Here is a 10,229-nt window from a genome sequence, read left to right on the forward strand (position 1 = left end):
GTGTCCGACCGGGGAGGGCGGAGCGGTGGGGTTCACGGGTGAGACCTGGCGGATGGTCGGCGAACGGGAGCCGGTGGGGGAGATCCTGATCGAGGACGCCGACTTCCCGTGGCTCGCGGGGCGATTCACCCCCGGTCCCGGCTTCGCCGCCGTCCGGCCGTTGTTCGAGCGCGAACTCGCCCTGACGGAGGCCGACCACGAGGAGGGGTGGGCCGAGTGGGAGAGGGTCCGGGACGAGATCGAGCGGCGCGTCACCCTGTGGTCCCCCTCCGGACCCGTCGCCGGGTTCCTGCTGCACATCGACGGGGAGCGGGCGTGGTTCCGATGGAGCGACGAGCCCCTCGCCCGATCGTGAGGTCCCGCGAACCGACCGGTCCCGGATACCCGCCGCACCCCGGTGAGGGCCCCGGCAACCGCCGGGGCCCTCACCGAGGGGAGCGGGCAGGGAGCCGGTGGGACCCCGCCGGTCAGCCCGCGGCAGCCGCCGGAACCCGGGCCCGGCCCGTCACGGTCGGCCGGGAGGCAGCCGTCACGGCCGCCTCCCGGCGGGCCCGCCGGGTCGCGTACAGGGTGATCCCGCCGGCGGTCAGCAGGGCGATCAGGGAGAAGGCCACGGTGCCGTCCCACCGGGCGTGGTGGTAGGTGAGGGCGCCCAGCACCCCGCCGACGCTGGCACCCAGGTAGTACGTCACCTGGTACAGCGCCGAGGCCTGCGCCCGTGCCTCGGTGGCGGTGCGGCCCACCGAGGCGGAGGCGACCGCGTGGCCGAAGAAGAAGCCCCCGGTGATCAGCACCAGGGCGACGATCACCGCCGCGAGGTGATCGACCGTGCTCACCAGCAGCCCCGCCACGACGGCGCCGATGCCGATGTACAGCGCGCCGCGCCGCCCCAGCCGGCTCACGCCGGGACCGGTGATCGAGGAGGAGCAGGTGCCCACCAGGTAGATGACGAAGATCGAGCCGATCAGGCCGGCGGAGAGGTTGAAGGGGGCCTCGCTCAGCCGGAAGGCGATCGCGGTGTACACGGCGCTGAACGCCGCCATCAGCAGGCCGCCGATCGCGTAGAGCCGCAGCAGCAGTCCGTTGCGCAGGTGACCGCCCAGGCTCGCGGCGGCCGGCCGCAGGCGCAGCGTGCGCGCGGTGAAGTTCCGGGAGGCCGGGATCAGCGCCCGGTACAGCACCACGCCGATCAGGGCCAGCGCGGTGACCGAGGCCAGACCGGCCCGCCAGCCCCAGCCCTCGGCGACCCAGCCGGAGAGGATCCGGCCGGTCATGCCGCCCACGCTGTTGCCCGCGATGAACAGCCCGACCGCCCCGGCCATCGCCCGGCCGTTCAACTCCTCGGAGAGGTAGGCCACGGCCGAGGCGGGGACGCCGGCGATCGCCGCGCCCTGGAGCGCCCGCAGCACCACCAGGGTGGACAGGTCGGGGGCGAAGGGGACCGCGAGGGCCAGGGCGAGGGCCACCCCCACCGAGACGGTCATGGTGCGGCGCCGGCCGAACCGCTCGGAGAGCAGGCTCAGCGGCACCACCGCCAGGGCCAGGGCGATGGTGGCGGCGGAGATGGTCCAGGTGGCGGCGTCGGGTCGGACATCGAAGCCGGCGGCGATCTCCGGCAGCAACGACTGGGTGGAGAAGAGCATCGCGAAGCTCGCCAGGCCGATGCCGAACAGGGCCAGGTTCATGCGCATCAGCGGCGGGCGCGACGCGGCGGAGGTGGCCCCGGGCGTGCCGGGAGTGGTCGATGCAGAAGCCATGTAACGAAACTAGAACGACGGGTTTCATCCGTCCAATGCATGAAAGTGGCATGATCGATCCACTGATGCATGATGCGAGGTGAGGTCGGTCCATGACATCCACCGGCAACGGAAAAGAGACACCGGTAACACGCCGTGCCGCCCGGACCGGCCCTCCTGCGGGGGCGGAGGTCCCGGAGGCGGCCGAGGACGTGGCGGCCCTGCTCGCGCCCCGCCTCGCCCATTTCGCGGCGGTCGCCCGCCACGAGCACGTCACCCGGGCGGCGGCCGAACTCGGTGTCCCCCAGTCCACCCTCAGCCGTTCCGTGGCCCGCCTGGAGGAGGAACTGGGAGTGGCCCTGCTGGCCCGACACGGCCGGGCCGTCGCCCTGACCCCGGCCGGCCGCACCTTCGCCGCCCACGCCGAGCGGGCCCTGGCCGAACTCCTCCGCGCCGCCGAGACCGTGCGCACCGACGCCGACCCGGCGGCCGGCCGGGTGGCCTTCGGCTTCCTGCGCACGATGGGGCCGGAGACCGTCCCCGGTCTCATCCGGGCCTTTCGGGCCGACCACCCCCGGGTCCGCTTCTCCCTGGTGCAGGGGTACGGCGAGCACATGGTGGAGCGGATGCGCGAGGGGGAGCTCGACCTGTGCCTCATCTCGCCGGTCCCCGAGGCACCCGACCTGATCGCCCGCAGGCTGGACGAGCAGCGGCTGTACCTCGTGGTGCCGGAGGGGCACCGGCTCGCCGGGCGCCGGCGGGTGCGCCTGGCGGAGGCCGCCGAGGAGGCGTTCGTGATGCTGGAACGCGGTTACGGCATGCGGACGCTCACCGAGAAGCTGTGCTCCCTGGCCGGTTTCCGGCCCCGGGTCGCCTTCGAGGGGGAGGAACCGGAGACGCTGCGCGGACTGGTCGCCGCCGGTCTGGGCGTGGCCCTCCTGCCGCCCTCGACGCTGCCCCGGCCGGGCGTCCGCGAACTGGCGGTGAGCGCGCCGCGCGCGGTGCGGGAGATCGGTGTGGCCTGGATGGCGGGTCGTCCCGACACCCGCCCGGTGGCGGCCTTCAAGGCCTTCCTGCTGGGTCGGCGCGGACGCCTGCTCACCGACACCCACTGAACCCGCCCCGGGCGGGGACGCGGAGGCGCCGTGCGGGTGGAGAGGGACGCACGGTGCGGAGAAGAGGGACGGAGAAGAGGGACACCGTGGCCGGATATGGCGTATCTACGCGCGTAGGAGTTAGAGTCGCGGGATGACACGGCCATCCGCTTCCCCCTCCCGCGTTCCCACCCCGGAGCAGATCCGACGGGCCCCGAAGGTGCTGCTCCACGACCACCTCGACGGCGGGCTGCGCCCGGCCACCGTCGCCGAGTTGGCCGCCGAGCAGGGCTACGCGAACCTCCCCGTGCCGGCAGAGGACCCGCAGGCGCTGGGCCGCTGGTTCCGGGAGGCCGCCGACTCCGGCTCCCTGGAGCGCTACCTGGAGACCTTCGCGCACACCTGCGCCGTGATGCAGACCCGGGACGCCCTGGTGCGGGTGGCCCGTGAGGCGGTGCTGGACCTCGCGGAGGACGGCGTCGTCTACGCCGAGATCCGCTACGCCCCCGAGCAGCACCTGACGCAGGGACTGACCCTGGAACAGGTCGTGGAGGCGGTCAACGACGGCTTCCGGGAGGGCGAGCGGCAGGCGGCGGGCGAGGGACGGCGCATCCGCGTGGGCGCGCTGCTCACCGCCATGCGGCACGCCGCCCGCTCGCTGGAGATCGCCGAGCTGGCCAACCGGTACCGGGACCGGGGCGTGGTCGGGTTCGACATCGCCGGTGCCGAGGCGGGCCACCCGCCCACCCGCCACCTGGACGCCTTCGAGTACCTCAAGCGGGAGAACAACCACTTCACCATCCACGCCGGCGAGGCCTTCGGGCTGCCCTCCATCTGGCAGGCCCTGCAGTGGTGCGGCGCCGACCGCCTGGGCCACGGCGTGCGGATCATCGACGACATCGAGGTCGACCCGGACGCCGTCGAGGGGGCCCGGCTCGGCCGGTTGGCCGCGTACGTGCGCGACCGTCGCGTCCCGCTGGAGATGTGCCCCACCTCCAACCTCCAGACGGGCGCCGCGGAGTCCTACGAGCGGCACCCGATCGGTCTGCTGCGCCGGCTCGGCTTCCGGGTCACCGTCAACACCGACAACCGGCTCATGAGCGGAACGAGTATGAGTCGTGAGTTCGAGGAATTGGCCCGGGCATTCGATTACACGCTCGACGACTTCCAGTGGTTCACCGTCAATGCGATGAAATCCGCGTTCATTCCTTTCAACGAACGTCTGGCCATGATCAACGACGTGATCAAGCCCCGCTACGCCGAACTGCGGTCCGAATGGCTGTTCGCCGGAGAGGGTCACTGACCCCTTCCACCTGCAACGATGCCGGCCCCGTCGCGGCTCCGGGGGAATGTCCACGACATTTACCGCAGTCGCCCGGGGCCGGTATCGGGGTTTTCACGGTTTTGCGGTGCCCTCCGCCGGGTCGATATCTTCCGGTCGCTGCCCCATGACCCCTCACCCGAGACGAGGACGGGAAGACCCATGAAGAAGTCAACCGCGCAGTCCATCGGCGTCGCCGCGCTCGGCGCCGCGATCGCCGTCACCGCCGCAGGCAACGCCTCCGCCGCGCACGGCGATGCGAAGGACCCCGTGGGCTCCACCCTCGACCGCCTGTCGGCCGCCGCCCCGGACCTGTCCCTCGGCGGTGCCGTGGACATGGTTCCGGCCACCGCGGCCACCAGCCTGGGCGCCGGCATGTACGCGCTGGGCGAGGCCGCCCACGGCGCCGCCGAGCACGGCGCCGGTCAGGGGATGATGCAGGACGCCGCCCAGAGCATGGCGGAGTCCAACCCCGCCGCCGGCAGCGGCACCCTCGGCGGGATGCCGATGCAGGGCAGCAGCCCCTCCCTGCTGGGCGGTCTGCCGATCGGCTGAGGCCCGGACCACGGCCCACCCGGCCCCGGTGGCGTCCCCGCGGACGCTCCGGGGCCGCTACGGTTCCCGCCGCCGCCGGCGGCGGTTGGGGAGACGCTCAGTCGGCGAAGAAATCACCGAGCGAGGAGGCCACCGACTCCGGGGCCTCCTCGGCCATGTGGTGTCCACTGTCGATCGCCCATCCGCGCACATCCCGGGCCCATGTCCGCCAGATGGCCGGAGGATCGCCGTACAGCTCCTCCAGATCGTCCCCGGAGGACCACAGGATCAGGGCGGGGGACCGCAGGCGCCTCCCGGCCGCCCGATCCGCCTCCTCGTCGCGTCGGTCGACGGTGAGGCCGGCCCGGTAATCCTCCAACATGGCGCGCACCACCTCCGGGTTCCCGGTGGCCGCACGCCATTCCCGATGGTTCTCCCGGCCCATCGTCCGTGGATCACCGTGGTACCACCCCTCGGGATCGGCGGTGATGACCCGTTCGGGGATGTCGGGTTGGGCGAAGAAGAACCAGTGCCACCACCGTGTCGCGAACTCGGCGTTCACCCGGGCCAGGTGCTCGGAGATCGGCAGGCAGTCCATGAGCGCCACCCGCGAGACCGTCTCCGGGTGATCCATGGCGAGCCGGAACGCCACACAACCGCCGCGGTCGTGCCCCGCCGAGGCGAAACGGGAGTGCCCCAACCGGCGCATCATCGAGAGCAGATCGTTTGCCATCGCCCTCTTGGAGTGCGCGGAGTGGTCCACGGCGGGGGCCGGTCCCCGCGAGCGGCCGTAGCCCCGTAGATCGGGGCAGACGACGGTGAAGCCCCGGTCGAGCAGCAGGGGCGCGACCCGGTGCCAGGTCGCGGAGGTGCGGGGATGACCGTGCAACAGCAGTACCGGCGGACCCTGACCTGCGTGGCGGACGAAGACGGAGGCATCCTCCACCTCGACCACCTCGGCGGTGAAATCGTCGAACATTCCACCCGCGTACCCGCTCCGGCGTCGGGAACGTCCGCGGTGACCGCGCGGATCAGGCGGGGCGGACCAGGTCGGGGGAGCCCGGCCCCCGGCCGGCGGCGGCCCGGTCGCCGCCGGGGCGTGCCGAGATCGGGGTCATGCCCGGCCCCTCCTCCGGCTCACCGTCCGGGTCGGCGATGCCGCCGAAGCGCGTTTCGGTGAACGGGCTCGGCACCACCCGCCCGCGCGTCGGTCCGTCACGGTGGGAGGCGTCCGGGTCGGCGTCGGGGAGGAGCCTCCCCCGCGCGCCCGGGAAGCGGCGGCGCAGGGGCGCGAAACAGAGCAGGTGCACCAGGGCCACGCCCAGCGTGTTCAGGATCAGCGCGTCCACGTCGGCCTGGCGGCTCGGCAGCACCGAGCGGGCCAGCCCGAGCGCCAGGGAGATCATCGCGCCCGCGAAGACGGTCCGGGTGAAGGAGATGAGGGGGGAGCCGCCCAGGCGGCGCCCCAGCAGTGGGAAGAGCACTCCCAGGGGGGCGAGGAGCGTCAGGCCGCCACCGAGGCACCGCAGGGCCGCGCGGGGCCCCTCGGCGAACTCCGCGCCGATCGTCGCGAAGGGGCGGGTGTTGGTGGGCGGCACCCAGGCCACGGCCACCGGTCGCAGCGTCAACCACGCCACCACCGCCAGGTAGGCGATCGTCAGAACCGCCGCCGTCAGGCGCAGGGAGCGGGGAACCCCCCGGGAACCGGCGGGATCGTCGGGTGCGTCGAAGCCGGCCGGGCCGTCGGGCGGCCGGCGCCGGGACGCTTTCCGTTGACGCTGCACGGAGGCGATGACGCCCCGGGGCGCGCGCCGGTTCCCCGGATGCGCGGTGATTCGTCTCACTCGGGAGGAATCCACCCCTACGGGGGAAACCGGTTCCCGGTCACCGGGGCGGCCGGTGCGGGGCCCGGGACGGGGACCTCACTCCGTGTCGGGCTCCCGCGACGCGTCCCCCGCCCCGCCGGGGGAGGGGGGCAGGACCACCTCGGTACCGGCGTTGCGGGCGTTCTCCGGGCGGTTCCGCAGCGACGTGGCGCAGGTGTAACCCCGCGCCTCGCGGTCCTCCGCCTCCACCGGTCCGCCGAGCAGCACCGAGGTGCCGTCCCCCACCGGGCGGGTGTGCGCGAAGGTGCAGATGATCTGCACCAGGGCGAAGGCCGGCAGGTCGTCCGGGTGCAGGCTCAACCGCAACAACCGCTCCGGATCGTCCCCCGTGGGACCGAGCACCCGCAGGTCCTCCGGTACGGCGCTGCTGAAACCGGCCGCCTGCTCCTCCTCGGGGGGTTCGGCCTGCAACTCGCGCAGCAGCCGTCCCGCCACCGCCAGCCGCTCCGCCGGCGAGACCTCCGCCGGATCGGTCGACCGCTCCGGGCTCCCGGAACCCGCCGTGCCCTCCCCCTCGGCCGGCGTCGGGTCGGGAACGGGCACGTCGCGCGGCACCGACTCCACCCGTGAGCCGCACACCAGGTACACGTTCACGCCCTCGGCCCCCTCCGGCGCGGTGCAACTGGCCCGCGAGGGGGCCGGCCCGGCGTCCACCGGAACGTCCATCGAGCGGATGCCGCAGCCCGCGACCGACAGCGCCAGCAGCGCGGCGAGCCCGGCCGCCCCGGCGCCGTGCCGGCGGCTGCCTCGACCCCCGGCCCCGTGATGGTGGGTGATCCGCATGCCCTCAGCCGTCCCTCTCCGCGTGCTCGCCCCCGACGCCGCCCGACGCCCCCGCCCCGTTGGACGGGTTCGATCCGTTCGACGCACCGGCCCCGCTCCCGGATCCCGGGGCGCGCCGGGCGGCGGGGACCGTGCCGCCGATCCCGCCCGGCCGCTCGTCCACCGGGGGCAGGGGACGGCGGGGCAGCCTCAGGGTGAAGACCGCCCCGCCCTCCGGGCGGTTGGCGGCGCTGATCCGGCCGCCGTGCAGATGGGCGTTCTCCAAGGCGATCGACAGGCCCAGCCCGCTCCCCTCCGAGCGCGGTCGCGAGGCGCTGGCCTTGTAGAAGCGGTCGAAGACGTGCGGCAGCACCTCCTCGGGAATGCCCGGTCCGCGATCCGCCACCTCTATGACCACCACATCGCCGGCCCCGGTCCGGCGACCCGCCCGTTCGGCCCGCCGGCCGTCGCGCGGCGCGGGCACGCCCCCCGCCGTCCCGCTCGCGGCAGGAGGGTGCGGCGAACCGGTGGGGGAGTCGTCCGCGTCCGGCTCCGCCGTCCCGGTCGGCCGCGGGCCGCCCTCCTCCCGCACCGTGACCCGGACCGGTGAGCCCCCGTGCTTGAGCGCGTTGCCGATCAGGTTGGCGAGGATCACGTCCAGCCGGCGCGGGTCCAGCCGTGCGGTCACCCCGCGTTCGGCCCGCAGCTCCACCGCGTCCAGCCAGGCCCGGGCGTCGATGCAGGCGGTCACCTGGTCGGCGATGTCCACGTCGTCCAGCACCATCCGGGCGGTCCCCGCGTCGAAGCGGGTCACCTCCATCAGGTTCTCCACCAAATTGTTGAGCCGGCGGGTCTCGCTCACCACCAACTGCACGGCGGGCGCGATCATCGGGTCGAGGTTGTCCACCTCGTCCTCCAGCACCTCGGTCACGGCGGTGATCGCGGTCATCGGGGTCCGCAGTTCGTGCGACATGTCCGCCACGAACCGGCGGCTGGCCGCCTCCCGGGCGCGCAGGTCCGCCACCCGTTCCTCCAACGCCCGGGCGGTGCCGTTGAAGGTGCGGGTCAGCTCCGCCAGTTCGTCCGCGCCGCTCACCGGCAGCCGGGTGCTCAACCGCCCCTCGCCCAGCTTGCGCGCCGCGCTGTTGAGACGCTGCACGGGCCGCAGGACGGTGCCCGCCGCCGCCTGCGCGAGCAGCACCGAGCCGATCAGGGCCAGGGTGGTGGCGATCCCCAGCGACCAGGCCAGCGAGTTCAGGTCGTCCCGCTCGGGTGCCAGGGAGGAGAGCATGTATCCGGTGGGGCCGTCCTCCACGACCCTGGCCCCCGCCACCAGGTACGGGTCGCCGTCGTGCACCACCCGCTGCCAGTACAGGTGGTGGCTGGGGTCCGCCCCCGACGTCTCCCCGGCCCCGTCACCGGTGCCGGTGGTCACGCCGGTGTTCGCCCCCTCGCCGGCCGCCTCCGACCGCTCGGTGTGCACGGCCTCGATCAGCGAGGCCGGCACCAGGTCCATCGTGAACAGCCGGGGGTCGGACTCCTCCACGCAGCGCTCCCCGTCGGAGGTCTCGTCCTCCTCCAGCACCAGCACCACCTGGTAGCCGGGGGAGTCCCCGGCCATCTCGGCGGCGGAACTCCGCAGCATGTCGCAGGTGGGGGACTCGGGAAGGGCCCCGGCCCGGTCGCCCAGGGATTTGCGGAAGTCGGCCAGCGCGGAGTTCTGCGCCCGGGTGAGGACGGCGTCCCGGTTCAACCAGTAGGCGATGCCGGAGACCGAGACGGCCGTGGTGAGGGCGACCAGGGCGAAGACGGTGATCAGCCGGAAGCGCAGGCTGGAGAAACGTCCGGCGATCCGGCGCCGGCGCCGGGCGGGGCCCCCCGTCCCGGGAGGCGGGGCGGCGGTGTCACCGGCGCCGGCGTCCGCCCCCGCGACCGTGTCCCCCGAACCCCGGGTGTCCCCGGTCCCCGCCGTGTCCTCGCGGGCGACCGGTCGGCCGTTCCCGTCCGTGTCGTGCTCCACTCTGTTCCCCGTTCGCGCCGTTCACGCCGTTCACGCCATCCCGCGCCGTTCGCCGTTCGCGTCGTTTCGCGTCCGTCCGCGGGGCGTGGTCGCCCGTCCCCCGGCCGCCGCGTCCGCTCACTGCTGCTGTGGTGAGTCCAGTCGGTAGCCCACGCCGCGCACCGTGCGGATCAGCTTCGGGGAGGACGGCACGTCCTCCACCTTCGCCCGCAACCGTTGCACGCAGGCGTCCACCAGTCGGGAGTCGCCGAGGTAGTCGTGCTCCCACACCAGGCGCAACAGCTGCTGGCGGGAGAGGGCCTGGCCCGGCCGCCTGCTCAGCTCCAGCAGCAGCCGCAACTCCGTGGGCGTGAGCTGGAGGTCCTCGCCGTTCTTCGTGACGGTCATGGCGGCCCGGTCGATGACGATGGAACCGAAGGTCGCGGCGTCGTTCGTCTCCCGCTCGCCGCGCCGCATCACGGCCCGGATGCGGGCGTCCAGCACCCTGCCCTGCACCGGCTTGACGACGTAGTCGTCGGCCCCGGACTCCAACCCGACCACGACGTCGATGTCGTCGCTCCGGGCGGTCAACAGGATGATCGGCAGCTGATCGGTGCGGCGGATGCGGCGGCACACCTCGAAGCCGTCGATACCGGGCAGCATGACGTCCAGCACGATGAGGTCCGGCCGCTGTTCGCGCAGCAGCTTCAGCCCCTCCTCGCCACTGGGCGCGGTGATCACCCGGTGACCCTGGCGGGTCAGCCCCATCTCCAGGGCGGTGCGCACCGCCTCGTCGTCCTCGATCAGCAACAGGAAAGCCACGCCGGTCATTGTGTCCCATGGGCGTGTCGGAGTTCGACCGCCCTGCGTCGGGTTCCCGGGAAACGGGGCGGGGCG

Annotated in this window: 10 protein-coding genes; 4 read left to right on the forward strand and 6 right to left on the reverse strand. The window is 73.7% G+C overall.

All coding sequences use genetic code 11. The features are described 5' to 3' along the window. Nucleotides 1-25 precede the first annotated feature (25 nt). Nucleotides 26-355, forward strand: a complete 330-nt coding sequence (locus FOE67_RS07420) for a hypothetical protein (RefSeq protein ID WP_182661731.1) — start codon at nt 26-28, stop codon at nt 353-355. A gap of 112 nt (nt 356-467) precedes the next feature. On the opposite strand, the gene FOE67_RS07425 is transcribed toward FOE67_RS07420, so the two are convergent. Beyond that, nucleotides 468-1,757 (reverse strand): MFS transporter, encoded by a 1,290-nt coding sequence (locus FOE67_RS07425; protein ID WP_182661733.1) that lies wholly within the window; start codon nt 1,755-1,757, stop codon nt 468-470. 92 nt (nt 1,758-1,849) lie between these two features. On the opposite strand from FOE67_RS07425, the gene FOE67_RS07430 reads away from it, so the two are divergent. The 3 genes from FOE67_RS07430 (at nt 1,850) to FOE67_RS07440 (ending at nt 4,706) form a co-directional block, all read left to right on the forward strand. Beyond that, entirely contained in the window at nt 1,850-2,851 is a 1,002-nt protein-coding gene (locus tag FOE67_RS07430; protein WP_182661734.1) for a LysR family transcriptional regulator, read from the forward strand. Between the two features lie 133 nt (nt 2,852-2,984). Then, nucleotides 2,985-4,133 (forward strand): adenosine deaminase, encoded by a 1,149-nt coding sequence (locus tag FOE67_RS07435; RefSeq protein WP_182661735.1) that lies wholly within the window; start codon nt 2,985-2,987, stop codon nt 4,131-4,133. 180 nt (nt 4,134-4,313) lie between these two features. After that, nucleotides 4,314-4,706: a hypothetical protein gene (locus FOE67_RS07440; protein ID WP_182661736.1), complete on the forward strand. Its 393-nt coding sequence runs from the start codon at nt 4,314-4,316 to the stop codon at nt 4,704-4,706. 97 nt (nt 4,707-4,803) lie between these two features. Here FOE67_RS07440 and FOE67_RS07445 read toward each other — a convergent pair whose 3' ends face one another. From FOE67_RS07445 to FOE67_RS07465, 5 genes are all read right to left on the reverse strand, one after another. After that, nucleotides 4,804-5,664, reverse strand: a complete 861-nt coding sequence (locus tag FOE67_RS07445; RefSeq protein ID WP_182661737.1) for an alpha/beta fold hydrolase — start codon at nt 5,662-5,664, stop codon at nt 4,804-4,806. Nucleotides 5,665-5,716: 52 nt separating this feature from the next. Then, complete coding sequence (locus tag FOE67_RS07450) at nt 5,717-6,529, reverse strand: VanZ family protein (RefSeq protein WP_323384434.1); 813 nt, start codon at nt 6,527-6,529, stop codon at nt 5,717-5,719. A 78-nt stretch (nt 6,530-6,607) separates the two neighbouring features. Continuing rightward, on the reverse strand, nt 6,608-7,354 hold the full coding sequence (locus tag FOE67_RS07455; RefSeq protein WP_228473652.1) for a hypothetical protein: 747 nt from the start codon (nt 7,352-7,354) through the stop codon (nt 6,608-6,610). Nucleotides 7,355-7,358: 4 nt separating this feature from the next. Further along, a complete protein-coding gene (locus FOE67_RS07460; RefSeq protein WP_323384436.1) occupies nt 7,359-9,185 on the reverse strand; it encodes an ATP-binding protein in 1,827 nt (608 codons plus the stop codon). Nucleotides 9,186-9,470: 285 nt separating this feature from the next. Next, a complete protein-coding gene (locus FOE67_RS07465; protein WP_182661739.1) occupies nt 9,471-10,154 on the reverse strand; it encodes a response regulator in 684 nt (227 codons plus the stop codon). Nucleotides 10,155-10,229 lie beyond the last annotated feature (75 nt).

This window comes from Streptomyces calidiresistens, from assembly GCF_014141525.1.
Classification (GTDB): Bacteria; Actinomycetota; Actinomycetes; order Streptomycetales; family Streptomycetaceae; genus Streptomyces; species Streptomyces calidiresistens.